Source organism: Streptomyces sp. ISL-96 (assembly GCF_018614035.1).
In the GTDB taxonomy this organism is placed as follows: domain Bacteria; phylum Actinomycetota; class Actinomycetes; order Streptomycetales; family Streptomycetaceae; genus Streptomyces.
Window position 1 is genome coordinate 62,596 of sequence record NZ_JAGGPA010000044.1, and the last position, 16,771, is coordinate 79,366.

Consider the following 16,771-nt stretch of genomic DNA (forward strand, 5'->3'; position numbering starts at 1 on the left):
TCTGGGGCAGCGCCCCAGTTACGGGAAGGGGCAGGTAGGGGAAAAGAACCCGCTGTTGGGGCCCGGAGCCGAACTTCAATAGGATCCGGCGATGATCACAAGAAAACGGCTGGCGGCAGGGGCGTTCGCCCTACTCGTCGCCCTGGCCACCGGCCTCCTCCCGGCCGGCCCCGCCGCAGCCACCGCTGCCGCCGGTGAACCGGACTCCCGCGACGCCCCCAAGGTCGAACTCGTCCTCGACGTCAGCGGTTCGATGCGCGCCAAGGACATCGACGGCCAGTCCCGGATGGCCGCCGCCAAGCAGGCGTTCAACGACGTACTCGACGCAGTACCGGCCGAGGTGCAGCTCGGCATACGCACGCTCGGCGCCGACTACCCCGGCGACGACCGCAAGACCGGCTGCAAGGACACCAGGCAGCTGTACCCGGTCGGCCCGCTGGACCGGACCGAGGCGAAGACCGCCGTCGCCACGCTCGCCCCCACCGGCTGGACCCCCATCGGCCCCGCCCTCCTCGGCGCGGCCGACGACCTCGAAGGCGGCGACGGCACCCGCAGGATCGTGCTCATCACCGACGGCGAGGACACCTGCGGCCCCCTCGACCCGTGCGAGGTCGCCCGCGAGATCGCCGCGAAGGGCACCCACCTGGTCGTCGATACGCTCGGCCTGGTCCCGAACGCGAAGATCCGCCAGCAGCTGACGTGCATCGCGGAGGCCACCGGCGGCACGTACACCGCCGTACAGCACACCGACGAACTCTCCAGCCGCGTCAAGCAGTTGGTGGACCGCGCCGCCGACCCCGTCGTCAATCCGGTGGCGACCGAGGGCGCGGACCAGTGTGTGGACGCGCCGCAGCTCAAGGCCGGTCTCTACACCGACCGCGAGAGTTTCTCGGAGCACCGCTGGTACCGGGTGGACGTACTGCCCGGCCAGGAACTGCGGGCCTCGGTCAGCATCGGCGCCGACCGCGCCGTCGACCGCGACTACGGCGTACTCCTGCGGGCGGTGACCACGAACGGCAGGGAGATCGTGCGCGGCTCGGAGGCGGGCGACGGCCGTACGGACGTGATCTCGACCGGCCTGCGCTATCCGAAGGCCCCCCTGGACGACGACACTGCCGACGAGGTGAAGCCGGCGGCGGAGAGCGTATGCCTCCAGGTCAGCAACTCCTTCTCCGCCCCCGCGTCCGTCAAGACCACGCCGGGCCTGCCCGTCGAGCTGACCATCGACGTGGTGGACGGCCCGGACGAGGCATCGGACGTGGCGTCCTTCGGCCTCGGCCGCGGCTGGTGGCTGCTCGGCGTACTCGCGCTGGCCGGCCTGCTCGCCGGTCTCCTGTGGGGCTGGATCTCGCGCTTGCGCTTCGCCGTATGGAGGACCAACTGATGCGTACGACGACACGTGTGCTGAGCGGTGTTGTGCTGGCGGGTGCCGCGCTCTTCGGCACGGCAGCCCCCGTCCTCGCGGACTCGACGCCCTCGCCGGGGGCCAGCCAGGGCGGCGAGGAGGAGGCCGCGCCGACCGAGGCGGGCACCACCTTCCGTACCGCGACGCAGATCCGCCAGGACCAGCCGGCCACGGCCGACGCGTCCACCGGTGACTACCTCTACTGGGTCTTCGACGCCGACGCGGGGCGTACCGCCACCGTGAAGGCCACGGTCAAGCTGCCGGAGACCGCCGCCCGCCATGGCGCGGCGACCTGGCAGCTCGACGTGTACGACGGCCTGCGCCGACGGCAGGCCTGCGTCTACGGCAGCCAGGCGAAGGCCGCACCGACGGAGGCCACGTCGGTCACGGTGTCCTGCACCTTGCGTACGGTCAGGGCATGGGCGGAGCCGTGGGCGAACGACCCGCTGCCGGGGAGTTACTTCGTACGGCTGACGGTCGTCGACCTGCCGCAGGAGGACCTCGGTCTGCCGGTGCACGCGGAGGTCGTGGCATCGGCGAAGGACGCGGGCGGTTCGCGGGCGGTGGACGGTGCGCTGTCCGTCCCGCTGGTTCCCGGCGTGTCCGACGCGGACGTGGCGGAGGCCGCCGACGACCGCTTCTCATCCGGCTGGTGGTCGTCGCGCTGGCTCTGGACAGCGGGCGGGGGCGTCCTCGCGGCGGCCGCGGCCATCGCGGGGTACAACCTGACGCGCGGCGCGGGGCGGCCGTCGCGCGTCCCGCCGGGCGTCTGAGCGCTCGCGCTCGGCACGCAGAACAGCAAACAGTCGGCCCCGTCCCGCCTCGGCGGGACGGGGCCGACTGCCGTAGGGGGGTGGGCGTACGGCAGGTGGCGCAAGGCACTTGTGGTGCGGCTACCCGGTCCGCACGCTTGCCTCATGACCGCTCCCGTCCATGGTCCGGGCCCCGCGACAGTCGCCCCACCGGTCCGCTCACGCCGGGCGCTGGTGGCGGGGTCCGTCGGCAACTTCATCGAGTGGTACGAGTTCGGCGTCTACGGCTACTTCGCCACCATCATCGCCGCGCACTTCTTCACCCCCGAGGGCGGCAGCGACGTAGAAGGGCTCATCAAGACGTACGCGTCCTTCGCCCTGGCGTTCTTCTTCCGTCCGGTGGGGGCGGCGGTGTTCGGGCGGCTCGGTGACCGGATCGGCCGCCGGCCGACGCTCATCCTGGTCATCTGTCTGATGACCGGGGCCACGACGCTGATCGGTTTGCTTCCGACGTACGCCTCCATCGGTGCGGCAGCGCCGTGGCTGCTGACGCTCCTGCGGATCCTGCAAGGGCTGTCGGCGGGCGGGGAGTTCGGCGGCGCGGTGTCGATCATGACGGAGTTCGCGCCGCCGGGCCGACGGGGGCGGTACGGGGCGTGGCAGTCGTTCACCGTGGCGCTCGGGCTGCTCGCGGGCGCCGGAATGGCGGCGCTCCTCGCGACCGTACTGACCGAGTCGCAGCTGAACGGATGGGGCTGGCGGGTGCCCTTCCTGCTGACGTTGCCGCTCGGGCTCGTCGCGCTGTGGCTGCGGCTGCGCCTGGACGAGACGCCCGCCTTCGCGGCGGCCGTCGTCGAGAAGAGCACGCCGGTACGGCCGCCGCCCGCCGGCGAGACGGTCAGGGCCATCGCGCTGGGCGCCGGGCGGGTGATGGGGTGGTCCGCGGCCGGTTACACCTTCCTGGTGGTCCTCCCCTCGTACCTCCAGAGCACGCTGAACGCGACGTTCCAGGAGGCGCTGATCGCGACCGTCCTGGCCAACCTCGGCTTCGCGGCGTCGATCCTGCCCGCCGGCCTGGCCAGCGACCGGATCGGGCGGCGGGCGGTGATGCTGAGCGGTGCGCTGCTGGTCGCCGTGCTCGCGCTGCCGCTGCTGAATCTGGTGCAGGATGCGGGTGTATCGACGTACGCGAAGGGAGCGGCGCTCTTCGGGGCGGGGGCCGCCGTCGGGCTGATGGCGGGGCCGGGACCGGCGATGCTGGCCGAGATGTTCCCGACCACAGTGCGCTATACGGGGCTCGGCCTGGCGTACTCGCTGTCCAACGCCGTGTTCTCCGGCTGTGCGGGGCTCATCATCACCGAGGTCGTCAAGCGGACCGGCGACGTCGACATCCCCGCCTATTACGCGGCGGTGACGTGCGCGGTCAGCGTCCTGGCGCTGCTGACACTGCGCGGCGACGACCACAAGCGGACACTGCGGTGAGCGGCAGCCTGCGGGTGGTCGGGCTGATGTCCGGCACGTCGTACGACGCCATCGACGCCGCTGCCGCCGATCTCACCCTCGACGGGGACACCCTGGTCCTCAGGCCGCTCGGCATGATCAGCGCGGTGTACGACGAGGAGCTGCGGGCCGCGCTGGCCGAGGCGCTGCCGCCCGCCGGGACGACCCTGGCCGCCGTGTGCCGGCTCGATACGCGCATCGGGCAGGCCTTCGCCGGCGCCGCGGTCCGAGCGGATCGCGAACTGTGCGGTGGTCGCGCCGACTTGATCGCCTCGCACGGGCAGACCGTCTACCACTGGGCCGAGGACGGCCGGGTGCACGGCACGCTCCAGATCGGCGAGCCGGCCTGGATCGCCGAGGCGACGGGCCGCCCCGTCGTATCCGGCTTCCGTACGCGCGATGTCGCCGCCGGGGGCCAGGGCGCGCCGCTGGTGAGCATCGTCGACGTCATGTGGCTGCGCGGCCGGCCGGGTGTGCCTGTCGCGCTGAACCTCGGCGGGATCGGCAACGTCACGGTGGCGGCGGACGGCTCGTCAGCGAACGGTTCTTCAGCGAACGGTTCGTCGCGCGGCGACGCTCTCGCCTTCGACACCGGGCCCGCCAACGCTCTGATCGACGCGGCGGTGCGGGAGCTGACGGGTGCGGCGTACGACGCCGAGGGTGCCCTGGCCGCCCGTGGCACTGTCCACCGGCCGCTGCTGCGACGGCTGCTGGACGAGCCGTACTACGCCAGGCCCGCGCCCAGGACGACGGGCAAGGAGCTGTTCCATCTGCCCTACCTGCGGGCCGCGCTCGCCGGCTTCGGGCCGTTGCGCGCCGCGGACGTCGTCGCCACGCTGACCCGGCTCACGGCGCGGACCGTGGCCGACGCCATCCGGCCTTTCGGGGCGACGGAGGTGATCGCGTCGGGCGGGGGTACGCGCAATCCGGTGCTGATGAAGTGGCTGCGGGAAGAGCTCGGCGATGGTGTACCGCTGCGGACGTCGGAGGAGCTGGGACTGCCGTCAGCGGCCAAGGAGGCGTACGCCTTCGCCGTTCTGGGCTGGCTGACCGCGCACGGCCTGCCCGGCACGGTCCCTTCATGCACCGGCGCCCGCCGCCCGAGCGTGCTCGGCTCGATCACGCCCGGCGGGCCCGGCCTGCGCCTGCCGGAACCGTTGGCGACTGCGCCGGCCAGGCTCACCATCTCGGCCACGGACAACTGCGTCCCCTTTACTGGACGTTGAACGCGCCCATACGCTCCCGCCACCGCGTGATCACCAGTCGTACGGCAGACGGAGGGTGCACCACCATGAGGCTTCTGAACAGACCCGCGCTTCTCGCGGTGGCGGGGGCACTTCTCGCAGCCGGCGCCATAGGCACCACACCACCGGCCACGGCGGCCACATCGGCAGCGCCGCACCCGGTAACCGCGAACGCCAAGGTGGTTCCCGTCCAGCAGACGGGCCCGGCCGACAAGCGCTTCAATCTCGTCGTGCTCGGTGACGGCTACACCGCCGGCGACATGCCGGGCTTCCGTGCCGATGTCGACAAGCACATCAATGTGCTGTGGAGCATGGAGCCGTTCGCCTCCTACCGTTCGTACGTCAACGTCTGGGCGGTGGAAGTGCCGTCCGCCGAGTCGGGCGTCGACTGCGATCCCGGCCTGGACGCGCCGCGCCGTGACACCCCGCTGGACATGGGCTTCTGGGGCGGTTGCAACCCAGCGAGTGTGCAGCGCCTGCTGTCGATCGACTCGACGGCGGCGACGGCCCTGGCCGACCTGGTCCCCGGCTCGAAGAGCTCGAACCGGCAGATCGTCGGGCTTGCCAACAGCGCGACGTACGGCGGTGCGGGCGGCACCTTCGCCACGGCGTCCGGCGGCAACGCGCTGTCCTCGCTCATCACCCCGCACGAAATCGGCCACTCCCTGGGCAAGCTCCAGGACGAGTACGACTACTACGCGCGCGGCGTCCCCGGCGGTGTGTACGAGGGCGGAGAGCCGAGCTCCGCGCACCACACGCTCCTCACCGAGGACCAGATGCGCGCCGAGCAGCGCAAGTGGTGGCGCTGGCTGGGCGAGCGCAGCGACTCCGGCGGATTCATCGGGCGCCACGAGGGCGGCATGTACCAGACGAAGGGGGTCTGGCGGCCGAGCAAGCACTCGATGATGAAGACCCTCGGGTACGCCTTCGACCAGGTGGAGCGGGAGATCATGACGCAGGCGATCTCCGCCAAGGTGGACCTGGTGCAGGGCCACACCCCGAACGACGCGGTGATCGGCGACGACCGGACGGTGTGGGTCGACACCCTGCATCCGGTGGGCGGAGAACTCGACACTGTGTGGCGGCTGGACGGCCGGAAGGTGGACGGGACGGCGGGCCGGCGCAGCCTGGACCTGCGGCGCCTCGGCCTCTCTGAGGGGCGCCGCCACACCGTCACGGCGACCGTCTTCGACCCGACTCCGTTCGTACGGGATCCAAAGATCCGCGCCTCGGCGGCACTGACCCGCACCGTCACCTGGACGGTGGACGCGTCCGTCACCACCCCGGCGGGACCGTTGTCCGCCGCACCGGAGTTCACCGGGCACACCGGCACCGGCGCACCGGTGGGCGCCGATTCGGTCGTGTACGCCGACACGACGCATCCGGCGGGCGGCGAAGCCCCGCAGGTGCGGTGGACCCTGGATGGGCGTCCGGTCCCGAACCCCGGCAACGACCGGGACCTGGACCTGGGCGAGCTGCCGCTGCGCGGCGGCAGCCACACCCTGAAGGCGCGCATCGCGGGTACGGACCGGACGCTGGCCTGGACGGTGGACGCGACGCCCGCCACGGCGGCGTACGAACTGTCCGAACCACTGCGGACGGTTCGGCGGCCGGGGAAGCCGGTGGAGTACGTCTACGACGGTCCGTTCACGATGAAGCTCACGGCGCACGACGATCAGGACGGCTACGTGGTCATGCAGTTCCGGGTCGACGGCGACGGCTGGTACACGTACTTCGGCTGGCCGACGGACGCGAACGCGCCGTTCCTCTTCACGCCGGGCGGCACGGTGATCGACGACCTCGTCTACGGCAAGCTCGGCACGCCGCGGGTCGTGCCGTGGGACGACGCGACCCCGGAGTACGGCTCGCACACGGTGGAGTACCGCACGATCGATTCGGCGGGCAACGTCGGCCCGGCGAAGGCGTTCCGCGCGACGCTGGTGCCGCCGGGGCAGTAAGGGGAGCGGGTGGGGTGCGGACGCCTGCGGCGGGCTTGTTCCCCTACCCGCCCCTTCCCGAAACTGGGGGCAAGCCCCCGGCCCCCAGTCAACACAGACGCCCTCCGGGCGTGTCCTCAAACGCCGGACGGGCTGGAAAATCCAGCCCCTCCGGCGTTTGAGGAGCGGGGCCTGGGGCAGCGCCCCAGTTCGGGAAGGGGCGGGTCGGGGAAGGCCCGCCGCAGGCGCCATCCGGGCCACCCCTGCCACGCCCGCCCTAGTCCCCCGGCAGCACGTCCGCCAGCATGGTCGCGAACTCGTCGGGGGTAGCGATCCGGACACCCAACTCTTCCGCCTTCGCCCGCTTCGAGCCCGCGTTCTCCCCCGCCACCACCAACGCCGTGCGCTTCGAAACGCTCGACGACGCCTTGCCGCCCGCGCGCTCGATGACCTCGTTCATCTGGTTGCGGCTCAACTTCTCCAGGGGCCCGGTCATCGCACCGGTGACGACGACCGTCATGCCGTCGAGCGGCCCCGAGGCCAGGGCAACGGACTCTTCCGCCCCCGCGTCCTCCTCCGCCGGCGGCGTCGCCCCCGGCTCCGTCATGTTCACCCCGGCGGCGACGAGCTTGCCGATCAGCGGTCCCAGTTCCGCCAGCTCGGCCACGATCACCGGCGCCTTCTCCACCCCGATGCCCTCCACCCGCTGCACCGCCTCCGCGTCCGCCGCCCGCAGGTGGTCCATCGTCGCGAAGTGCCGGGCGATACGGCGGGACATGGAGCGGCCCGTGCCCCGCACGCCGAGCGCCGCCAGGACGCGGGACAGCGGTCGGGTCCTCGCCAGTTCGATGCCGGCCAGCAGATTGTCCGCGCTGGTCTCCCCCATCCGGTCCAGCGTCAGTAGCTGCTCACGAGTGAGGGTGAAAAGGTCGGCGAAGTCGCCTACCAGACCCGCGTCGACGAGCTGGACGACCCGCGTCGTACCCAGGCCCTCGATGTCGAGCTGGTCGCGCCCGACGGCGTACGCGATGGACGCCACCACCCGGCAGTTGCGCCCCCGCACACAGCGCCAGCGCTGCTCGCTCGCGTCGATCTCCGAACCGCACTGCGGGCACGCCTCCGGGAAGGCGATCGGCTGCTCCTCGCCCGTCCGCAGATGAGCGACCGGCGCCTCGATGCGCGGAATGATGTCGCCGGCCTTGTAGACCATCACCTGGTCGCCCAGGCGCAGGTCGCGGCGGGTGATGTCGGCCGGGTTGTGCAGCGTGGCGTACGTGACCGTGGACCCGTCGATCTCCACCGGTTCGAGGACGGCGCGCGGCGCGATGATGCCCGTACGCCCGACGTTCCACTCCACGGCGATCAGCCGTGTGACCTTCTCGACGGCGGGCAGCTTGTACGCGATGGCCCAGCGTGGCGCACGCGAACCCGCCCCCGCCTCACGCTGGTCGGCGGCCGAGTCGGCCTTGATGACGATCCCGTCGATACCGAACGGCAACTCGGCGCGCAGGGCCGCGATCTCCTCGACCCGGGCCTGCACCTCGTCGGCCGTGGCCACTGTGCGCGGCGGCACGGCGGTGTCCGCCGCGGTGTGCACGCCGAGCGCGTCGACCCGCCGCAGGATCTCGCTGTGCGGCCACTCGGCCAGCCCTTCGCCGAGGTCGCCGGACCCGGGCAGCGGCAGGGCGCCGTACGCGAAGAACGTCATCTCCACCGTGTACGGGCGGTCCTTGGCGCGCAGCGTGCCCGCCGCGCCGTTGCGCGGATTGGCGAACGGCTCGCCGCCGTGCTCCGTGCGCACCGCGTTCGCCTTCTCGAACTGGGCGGTCGTCATGAGGACTTCGCCGCGCACCTCGAAGGTGGCCGGCTCGGTCAGCTCGCCGGGCAGTCCGACGATGGTGCCCATCGCGTGCGACACGTCCTCACCCGCCGTGCCGTCCCCGCGCGTGATGAGCTGGACGAGCTTGCCGTGCCGGTAGCGGGCGGCGATGGCGAGGCCGTCGAGTTTGGGCTCGACGCTCCACTGCTCCACCGGCCGGCCGAGTCTGCGCTCCAGGGAGGCCGTCCAGGTGGCGAACTGCTCGGCGGAGAACACATTGTCCAGCGACAGCATCGCCACGGTGTGCGGCACGTCCCCGACCGCCGCGCCACCGGCCACCTTCCCGGTCGGGGAGTCCGGCAGCACTTCGTCCGGGTGCGCCTGCTCGTACCCCTCGATGCCCCGCACCAGCCGGTCGTACGCGTCGTCGTCCAGGGCGCTGTCGCCCTGGGCGTAGTAGGCGGCGGCCGCGCGGGTCGCGGTCTCGACCGCCTCGGCGTATGCGGCGGTGTTTGCGAGAACGGCAGGTGTGTTCGTCATGTCCTTCATCCTGCCTCCCACCACTGACAACGCCCTTGAACCTCGCAGAGGCGGCCGGTGGGCGCCCGGTGGGCAGCCGGTGGGCAGCCGGTGGGCAGCCGGTGGCGGGCGGGCGGTATCGCCTTCATATCGAAGGGCAGTCGGCCGTTCGTACCACTGGACCTTCTGTTAATCTGCCCGCTCCTGGATGTCGTCCACCCGTCCGTCTCCCCCAAGCGCCCAACCCCCGCAGGGTGCAGCGAGGTGTCCGTCCGTGTACAGCACTCCGTTTTCCCCCACAGAGTCCAGAGCCGCGCGCGCCCGGATGGGCCTGACCACAGCTCAGGTCGCCCATTCCATGGCAGCGTGCGGTGCGCCGACCCATCCCGACCTGATCGCCGCATGGGAGCAGGGCACCCATGTGCCGTCGGAGTCCCAGCTCTTCGCCCTGGCCGATGTCCTGTGGTGTACGCCGACCACGCTGATGGGCATCGAACCGCGCACGCTGGCCGAGCACCGGCTGGCCAAGCTGCTGAGCGTGGAGCGGCTGGCGTACCGCATCGGCATGGACGCCGCCGAGTACCGGGCTGCTGAGGCGGCGCAGCGCTGGGACGGGGACCCGCGCCAGACCAGGGCCCTGGTGGAGGCATTGGGTCTCTCCCTGCGGAAACTGATCGGGATCATGGGCCGGGTCGACGAGTTGGCCGGGCATCTGCGGACGGCCATCGACGGGCGCTGGAAGGTGCATGTCTCACCGGTGGCGGAGATCGTCTGTGTCGACGAGACGCTGGTGGGCGACGCGCTGCGCGAGATGCACGCGGAGTTCACAGCCTTCTCCGAGCGCTATATGGGCCACCTGGTGGCCCGGAACGACGATGCCCGCCTCAAGGAGATCGCGGCCGAGCGTGCCGCGTATCTGCGCCGGCTGGTCGATCATTTCTGGGAGCTGATCGGTGAGGCGGGCGACGTGCCGCCGTTCAACGCGGTGGGCCGCTGAAGCGAGTCGCCGTACGCCGGTTGTGGGCCGGTGGGGGTATGGACAGCCCCTCCCGGCCCACAACCGATGGCGCGGCTCAGCGTCCGGTGGCGGCGCCGACGTAGGGCTCCGCCGGGCCGTCGGTCTCCTCCATGTCGTCCCAGTCGATCTCCATCGCCTTGCGGCGCGTGAAGACGTTGAAGAACAGGTTCAGCGTGATGGCGGTGAGTCCGCCCAGCGTGATTCCGCTGTCGAGGACCGCCTGTACGTCGTCCGGCAGCCGGTCGAAGAACGTCGGGACCGTGGTGGGCAGCAGGGCGGCGCCGAGGCTGACGGCGAGAATCAGTGCGTTGCGCTCCTCGCGCAGGTCCACCTTCCCCAGGATCTGGATGCCGACGGCGGCGACCATGCCGAACATCGAGATCGCCGCACCGCCGAGCACGGGGTGCGGAATCGCGGCGACCAGGCTGCCCGCCTTCGGCAGCAGCCCCAGGATGATCATGAAGACGCCGGCCGCGACGACGACGTACCGGCTCATGACTTTGGACATCCGTACCAGGCCGATGTTCTCGGCGAACGCCACGTACGGGAACGAGTTCAGAACGCCCCCGAGAACGGTCGCTACACCGTCCGCACGCAGTGCCCTGGCGACGGTGTCGCCGTCGACCTTCTTGCGGGTGATCTCCCCGATGGCGTAGACGTCGCCGGTGGTCTCCACCATCGTGATCAGCATGACGACGGTCATCGCGATGATCGGAAGGAGTTCGAACTTCGGCATGCCGTAGTGGAACGGCGTACTGACCCCGAACCAGTCGGCCTGAGTCACCGCGCCGAAGTGCGCGTCGCCGAAGAACCAGGCGACGGTGGTGCCGAGGACGAGACCGAGGAGTACGGCGAGGCTGCTCAGGAACGGCTTGCCGACCCGGACCAGGGCCAGGATGAACAGGAGCGTGCCCAGCGCGTACGCGAGGTTCACCGGATCGCCGTACTCGCGCTGCCCTATCAGCTGCGAGCCGCCGGCCGCGTCCTGCAGGCCCACCGGGATCAGCGTGAGGCCGATGATGGTGAGGATCGTGCCGATGACGATGGGCGGGAAGTACTTCACCAGCTTGCTGAAGAACGGCGCGAAGAGGAACGTCGCTATGCCCGCCGTGATGACCGCGCCGTAGACGACGAGCAGTCCGGCGGTCCCGCCGCCCGCGCCGAGGCCGATGGCGATCATCGGGGACACGGCGGTGAAAGTGACACCCTGGACCAGGGGCAGCCTGGCGCCGATCCTCCAGATGCCGAGGGCCTGGATGATCGAGGCGATACCGCAGGTCAGCAGGTCGGCGTTGATCAGGTAGACGAGCTCCTCCTCGGACAGGCCCAGGGCGTTTCCGAGGAGGATCGGGACGATCACCGCTGCCGCGTAGAACGCGAGGACGTGCTGGAAGCCGTAGAGGGTGAGCTTGGGGAGGGGGAGCAAATGGTCGACCGGATGCACCTGCTGTCCGGCGGACTGCCGTGCGGCCTGCCGTGCTGACTGACGGGTGGACTGTCGGGAGACTCGTGCCATCTCTGCCTTGCCTTCGCGAGGTAGGTGAATGAGAGAAGACCGCCGCCGTCCAGTCCCGGATGGCGGGAGGGAGGGCGGATCGGCTCGTACGGAAGCCGACGTCTGGCGGAGTTGCCGACACCACGTCGCCCTGCACTACACATTGCGTCCTGGATTGACAGGACTTCCTTCGATTGACACAGCAAAGCCCGGTTCACCCATGGGATCCGCAGGTGGTGTCGATCGGAGCGCTCACCTTAGAGCAACCTTGTCGTTCCTCGCGAGTAACCGGCGCCGAGGCCGGGCGGCCGGGCGGCGAGCGACGTCGCTTAGGCTCTCGGTGCCATGAAAAGCAACCCCGCGCGCCTGGAACCCAAGGCCGACAAGGACACCGTCCGCAGGCACAACCTGAGTCTGGTGCTGCGCGCCGTCCACGACGGGGGTGAGGCGACGCGCGCCGGGGTCGCGGCCCGGGTGGGACTGACGCGGGCTGCCGTCTCCTCGCTGGTCGAGCAGTTGCTGGAGAGCGGATTCGTCACCGAGTCGGGGAAGACGTTCAGCGGGCAGGCGGGGCGGCCCGGCACCGTCCTGAAGGTGGCGCGTACGGGCGTGGCGGGACTGGGCGTTGAGGTCAATGTCGACTATGTGTCGGTATGCGTGACGGACCTGTCGGGCGACGACCGGGTACGGCTCACCGAGCACACCGACAACCGCGCCGCCCGGCCCGCCGAAGTCCTGGCGCGCGCCGCCGGGATCGCGTCGCACGCCCTGGAGTCGGCGGCCGAGCTCGACCTGCGGCCCGTCGGCGTGCAACTGGCGCTGCCCGGTCTGGTGTCCGGCGGTACGGTCCGTCAGGCGCCCAATCTGGGGTGGAACGGGGTCGCGGCGCAGGAGATCTTCGCGCGGGCGTTGGTGGCGGGGCTGCCGGTGGGTTCGGACAACGAGGCGAATCTGGCCGCGCTCGCCGAGCTGTGGTTCGGCGACCTCGGCCGGGAGCGTACGTTCCTCTACCTGAGCGGCGAGATCGGCGTCGGCGGCGCGCTCGTCCTGGGCGGTGAACTGCTGCGCGGCGCGCACGGTTTCGCCGGCGAGATCGGGCATGTGGTGGTCGACCCGGACGGCCCCGAGTGCCGCTGCGGATCACGGGGCTGCCTGGAGCAGTACGCCGGCCAGCGGGCGGTGCTGCGGGCGGCGGGCATCGACGAGAACGCCGGGCTGCCGGGAATGGCGCAGCTCGAATCCCGGGCGCGCGCGGACGACGCGCAGGCCGTCGCGGCGATCCGGCAGGCGGGGGCGAAGCTGGGGCTCGTACTGTCCGGCGCGGTGAATCTCCTCGATCCGGACGCGGTGGTCCTCGGCGGGATCTACCGGACACTGATGCCGTGGCTGTCGCCGCCCGCCGACCGGGAGCTGAGCCGCCGCGTGGTGTCCGGCCTCTGGCCGGCCGGCAGCGGCCGGCTGCGCGCCTCGTCGCTGACGGGGGACGCGGCGCGGGGTGGGGCGGCGCTGGTCGTACGGGACGTACTGGCGGATCCGGTGGCGTACGCGTAGGGCAACCGGCCCCTCAGCCAGCGGTGATGCCATGGGACGAGGCGAAGTCCGCCAGGGCCGCGAAGTCGGCCGTACGCAGTCCGATCCGCGGATTGACGTGATGGAGCAGGGCGGGGGCGTTGTGGCCGACCACCATACCCCTCGGCGTACGCCACCAGCGGCAGTGGTTGGTTCACACAGTCTCCTCGTCGTAGGGGAAGCGGGCGAGCGGGGGCTCACCCTGGAAGAACGTCTTGGCGCGGATCATCGCCCGCTCGTCGTTCCGCACCTGACCGGGCCGGGAACCGTTGCCGAACAGCACCCCGCCGAATCCCATCCGCAGGTACGCCGCCGTGTGGTTGAGGGTGGTCACCAGCCCGTCGCCGACGACCTCGTCGTCGTCCGCCATGACCGTCACGCCCCACAGGGTCCGGCCCGCCATCCGCTCCTTGAAGTCGGAGCCGGGCACCGAGAGCCAGCCCGACCAGTAGTCGAGGTAGCGCTTGGTCTGCGCGGAGACGGTGTACCAGTACAGGGGTGAGGCTATGACGATGTCGGTGGCCTCCAGAGTGGCCTGCCGCAGCGTCTCCTCGTTCTCCCCGGCCTGCCGGCCGTCGGTCTCGTGCCGCCCGTCCTCGAAGTCGGGCAACGGCAGTTGGGCCAGGTCCACCCAGCGCTGGGTTACGCCGACGGGCAACTGCTCGGCGGCGGCCCTCGCGAGGAGCTCGGTGTTGCCGTCGGGCCGGGAGCTTCCGAGGACGAAGAGGAACGAGCGGTCCGTGGCACGGGGCGTTTCGGTGGTCATGTCTGCTCCGGTCTCGGACCCCCGGGCAGCGGCCGCCGAGAGGCGTGACGCCGACCGCTGCCGGGGGAGTCGGTAAGTTACTCGCTTCCAACTCCCCCCTCCACCTGGGTATTCCGACGATGACCGACCCGTCGGGTGCCTTACCGGCGTACGCCCAGCAGGTGGTCCAGCGCCAGTTGGTCCAGCACCTCGAAGGCCATGCTCCGCTCGGCGGCCGCCGTAACGTCGAACTCCTCGTACGAGCCCGGGTCGGCGAGCAGCGCCGCGAGGCCGTCTTCGGCGGTCGGGCGGGCAAGGTCGTCGAGCCTGGAGGCGCGCAGGGCGTCCTGAACCGCCGGGTCGGCGCGGAAGGCCGCGGCGCGCTCCTTGAGGATCAGGTAGTTGCGCATGCAGCCCGCGGCGGAGGCCCACACGCCGTCCATACCGTCGGTGCGTACGGGCTTGAAGTCGAAGTGCCGGGGGCCTTCGTAGCCGGCCGTCTCCAGCAGGTCGACGAGCCAGAAGGCCTGGCGCAGGTCGCCGGCGCCGAAGCGGAAGTCCTGGTCGTACTTGATGCCGGTCTGGCCGTTGAGGTCGATGTGGAAGAGCTTGCCCGCCCACAGGGCCTGCGCGATGCCGTGCGGGAAGTTGAGCCCGGCCATCTGCTCGTGACCCGTCTCGGGGTTCACGCCGACCAATTCGGGGCGTTCCAGGCGCTCGATGAAGGCGAGCGCGTGGCCGATGGTGGGGAGCAGGATGTCGCCGCGCGGCTCGTTGGGCTTCGGTTCGATGGCGAAGCGCAGGTCGTAACCCTGCTCGGTGACGTACTCGCCGAGGAGGTCGAAGGCCTCCTTCATACGGTCGAGTGCTGCGCGCACGTCCTTCGCGGCGCCGGACTCGGCGCCCTCCCGGCCGCCCCAGGCGACGTAGGTGGTGGCTCCGAGTTCGACGGCGAGGTCGATGTTGCGGACCGTCTTGCGCAGCGCGTAGCGGCGTACGCCGCGGTCGTTGGCGGTGAACGCGCCGTCCTTGAAGACCGGGTGGGTGAAGAGATTCGTGGTGGCCATCGGCACCTTCATGCCGGTGGCGTCCAGTGCCTGGCGGAACCGCTTGACGCACGCCTCGCGCTCGGCGTCCGAGGAGCCGAAGGGAATGAGGTCGTCGTCGTGGAAGGTCACACCGTGCGCGCCCAGCTCGGCCAGGCGCTGGACGGACTCGACCGGGTCGAGGGCGGGGCGGGTCGCCGTACCGAAGGGGTCGACGCCCTGCCAGCCGACGGTCCACAGACCAAAAGTGAACTTGTCGTCGGGGGTGGGGGTGAATCGCTCCGACATGTGACCGGCCTCCATCGGGATTTGTTTGTTGACATGACTAATACTGCACGACCAATCTGTTCCACAGAAGGCACGACGCCGAGGAAATGAGGAATCCCATGCCGCCGAGCACGGTCGTCATCGGTGTGGACAGTTCCACACAGTCCACGAAGGCGGCGTTCGTCGACGCCACGAGCGGCCGGCTGCTGGCCCTGGGGCGCGCGTCGCACCGGGTCACGGGAGAGGGGGGCGCGCGCGAGAGCGACCCCGAGGTGTGGTGGCAGGCGCTGGGGGAAGCCGTCGCGGCGGGGCTGCGGGAGTCGGGCGTACGGGCCTCCGCCGTCGCCGGCATCGCGGTCGCGGGCCAGCAGCACGGCCTGGTCGTCCTCGACGGCGCCGGGCGGCCGCTGCGGCCCGCGCTGCTGTGGAACGACACCCGTTCGGCCCCGCAGGCCGCCGCCCTCACGGGGGCACTTGGCGGCCCGGCCGCGTGGACGGCGCGTACCGGATCGGTCCCTGTCGCCTCCATGACGGCCGCGAAGTGGCAGTGGCTGCGCGAGAACGAGCCGTACGCCGCCGAGTCGGCCGCCGCCGTACGCCTCCCCCACGACTTCCTCACCGAGCGGCTGGCCGGGGTGGCCGCGACCGACCCGGGTGACGCGTCGGGCACCTGCTGGTACTCCACCGCCACCGGCGCGTACGACGCCGAACTCCTCGGCCTGGTCGGCCTGGACGAGAAACTGCTGCCGCCCGTCGCCCCGACCGGCGCCACCCGCATCGGGTCCCTCACGCGGGCGGCGGCCGCGCGGCTCGGCCTGCCCGCCGGGATCGCTGTCGCGGCGGGTACGGGCGACAACATGGCCGCGGCGGTGGGGCTCGGGCTCGGCGGCGCCGGGCTGCTGGACCACCCGGTCCTCAGCCTGGGCACCTCCGGCACGGTGTTCGCGACGACCCGCACGCGGCCGGCGTCGGCCGCGCTGGCCGGTTTCGCTGCCGCGGACGGTACCTATCTGCCGCTCGCCTGCACCCTGAACTGCACGCTCGCCGTCGACAAGGTCGCGGCCCTGCTGGGCCTGGACCGTGACGACGCCGCGCCGGGCGGCGAGGCCGTGCTCCTGCCGTACCTCGACGGGGAACGCACCCCCGACCTGCCCGCCGCCTCCGGCCTCCTCACCGGCCTGCGCCACCACACCACTCCCCAGCAAGTCCTGGGCGCGGCGTACGAGGGCGCGGCGGTGACGGTGCTGCGGGCCCTCGACGAGGTACTGCTCGCGTGCGGCCTGGATCCGGCCGATCCGGCGGTCGCGTCGCGTCCGCTGCGGCTGGTCGGGGGCGGGGCGCGGGGGCGTACGTGGGTGGAGACGGTACGCCGCCTCTCCGGCCGCCCGCTGCTGATCCCGGAGGCGGGCGAGCTGGTCGCGCTGGGGGCGGCGGCGCTGGCGGCGGGGGCGGCGG

General features: G+C 71.5%; 13 protein-coding genes. 8 read left to right on the forward strand and 5 right to left on the reverse strand.

The window, feature by feature from the left end:
* Positions 1–91: 91 nt before the first annotated feature.
* The 5 genes from J7E96_RS26725 to J7E96_RS26745 all read left to right on the forward strand — a co-directional run bounded on the left by J7E96_RS26725 (position 92) and on the right by J7E96_RS26745 (position 6,859).
* The gene (locus J7E96_RS26725) at positions 92–1,384 is read left to right on the forward strand and encodes a VWA domain-containing protein (RefSeq protein ID WP_215134675.1); all 1,293 of its coding nucleotides are present in this window, start codon (positions 92–94) and stop codon (positions 1,382–1,384) included.
* The gene (locus J7E96_RS26730; RefSeq protein ID WP_215134677.1) at positions 1,384–2,178 is read left to right on the forward strand and encodes a hypothetical protein; all 795 of its coding nucleotides are present in this window, start codon (positions 1,384–1,386) and stop codon (positions 2,176–2,178) included. The genes J7E96_RS26725 and J7E96_RS26730 overlap by 1 nt, the downstream gene beginning before the upstream one ends.
* A 144-nt stretch (positions 2,179–2,322) precedes the next feature.
* Complete coding sequence (locus J7E96_RS26735; protein WP_215134679.1) at positions 2,323–3,639, forward strand: MFS transporter; 1,317 nt, start codon at positions 2,323–2,325, stop codon at positions 3,637–3,639.
* An 8-nt stretch (positions 3,640–3,647) separates the two neighbouring features.
* The gene (locus tag J7E96_RS26740; protein ID WP_215134705.1) at positions 3,648–4,883 is read left to right on the forward strand and encodes an anhydro-N-acetylmuramic acid kinase; all 1,236 of its coding nucleotides are present in this window, start codon (positions 3,648–3,650) and stop codon (positions 4,881–4,883) included.
* Positions 4,884–4,948: 65 nt separating this feature from the next.
* Positions 4,949–6,859, forward strand: coding sequence for a M64 family metallopeptidase (locus J7E96_RS26745; RefSeq protein WP_215134681.1), 1,911 nt, complete (start codon positions 4,949–4,951; stop codon positions 6,857–6,859).
* 256 nt (positions 6,860–7,115) lie between these two features.
* On the opposite strand, the gene ligA is transcribed toward J7E96_RS26745, so the two are convergent.
* Complete coding sequence (gene ligA / locus J7E96_RS26750; RefSeq protein ID WP_215134683.1) at positions 7,116–9,206, reverse strand: NAD-dependent DNA ligase LigA; 2,091 nt, start codon at positions 9,204–9,206, stop codon at positions 7,116–7,118.
* A gap of 244 nt (positions 9,207–9,450) precedes the next feature.
* Between ligA and J7E96_RS26755 the strand changes: the two genes are divergently transcribed.
* Positions 9,451–10,173, forward strand: a complete 723-nt coding sequence (locus tag J7E96_RS26755) for a transcriptional regulator (RefSeq protein ID WP_308296150.1) — start codon at positions 9,451–9,453, stop codon at positions 10,171–10,173.
* A 76-nt stretch (positions 10,174–10,249) separates the two neighbouring features.
* Here the strand turns inward: J7E96_RS26755 and J7E96_RS26760 are convergent, their stop codons facing one another.
* Positions 10,250–11,710 (reverse strand): nucleobase:cation symporter-2 family protein, encoded by a 1,461-nt coding sequence (locus J7E96_RS26760; RefSeq protein WP_215134687.1) that lies wholly within the window; start codon positions 11,708–11,710, stop codon positions 10,250–10,252.
* A gap of 324 nt (positions 11,711–12,034) precedes the next feature.
* On the opposite strand from J7E96_RS26760, the gene J7E96_RS26765 reads away from it, so the two are divergent.
* Positions 12,035–13,240: an ROK family transcriptional regulator gene (locus J7E96_RS26765; RefSeq protein WP_215134689.1), complete on the forward strand. Its 1,206-nt coding sequence runs from the start codon at positions 12,035–12,037 to the stop codon at positions 13,238–13,240.
* A 13-nt stretch (positions 13,241–13,253) separates the two neighbouring features.
* On the opposite strand, the gene J7E96_RS38280 is transcribed toward J7E96_RS26765, so the two are convergent.
* From J7E96_RS38280 to xylA, 3 genes are all read right to left on the reverse strand, one after another.
* Complete coding sequence (locus tag J7E96_RS38280) at positions 13,254–13,376, reverse strand: hypothetical protein (protein WP_285439522.1); 123 nt, start codon at positions 13,374–13,376, stop codon at positions 13,254–13,256.
* Between the two features lie 36 nt (positions 13,377–13,412).
* Positions 13,413–14,024 carry a flavodoxin family protein gene (locus J7E96_RS26770; RefSeq protein WP_215134691.1) on the reverse strand — a complete coding sequence of 204 codons (612 nt, stop codon included), beginning with the start codon at positions 14,022–14,024 and terminating at the stop codon, positions 13,413–13,415.
* A gap of 140 nt (positions 14,025–14,164) precedes the next feature.
* The gene (gene xylA, locus J7E96_RS26775) at positions 14,165–15,337 is read right to left on the reverse strand and encodes a xylose isomerase (protein WP_215134693.1); all 1,173 of its coding nucleotides are present in this window, start codon (positions 15,335–15,337) and stop codon (positions 14,165–14,167) included.
* A 98-nt stretch (positions 15,338–15,435) separates the two neighbouring features.
* Here xylA and xylB point away from each other — a divergent pair.
* Positions 15,436–16,771 (forward strand): xylulokinase (xylB, locus tag J7E96_RS26780; RefSeq protein ID WP_215134695.1); only part of this gene is annotated, 1,336 nt, incomplete at its 3' end.

Bases quoted from the DNA above. Each gene is read 5' to 3' on its own strand.
- ligA (WP_215134683.1), bottom strand. From the start codon at position 9,206: ATGAAGGACATGACGAACACACCTGCCGTTCTCGCAAACACCGCCGCA.
- J7E96_RS26730 (WP_215134677.1), top strand. From the start codon at position 1,384: ATGCGTACGACGACACGTGTGCTGAGCGGTGTTGTGCTGGCGGGTGCC.
- J7E96_RS26735 (WP_215134679.1), top strand. From the start codon at position 2,323: ATGACCGCTCCCGTCCATGGTCCGGGCCCCGCGACAGTCGCCCCACCG.
- xylA (WP_215134693.1), bottom strand. From the start codon at position 15,337: ATGTCGGAGCGATTCACCCCCACCCCCGACGACAAGTTCACTTTTGGT.
- J7E96_RS26745 (WP_215134681.1), top strand. From the start codon at position 4,949: ATGAGGCTTCTGAACAGACCCGCGCTTCTCGCGGTGGCGGGGGCACTT.
- J7E96_RS26770 (WP_215134691.1), bottom strand. From the start codon at position 14,024: ATGACCACCGAAACGCCCCGTGCCACGGACCGCTCGTTCCTCTTCGTC.
- J7E96_RS38280 (WP_285439522.1), bottom strand. From the start codon at position 13,376: ATGGTGGTCGGCCACAACGCCCCCGCCCTGCTCCATCACGTCAATCCG.
- J7E96_RS26760 (WP_215134687.1), bottom strand. From the start codon at position 11,710: ATGGCACGAGTCTCCCGACAGTCCACCCGTCAGTCAGCACGGCAGGCC.
- J7E96_RS26725 (WP_215134675.1), top strand. From the start codon at position 92: ATGATCACAAGAAAACGGCTGGCGGCAGGGGCGTTCGCCCTACTCGTC.
- J7E96_RS26765 (WP_215134689.1), top strand. From the start codon at position 12,035: ATGAAAAGCAACCCCGCGCGCCTGGAACCCAAGGCCGACAAGGACACC.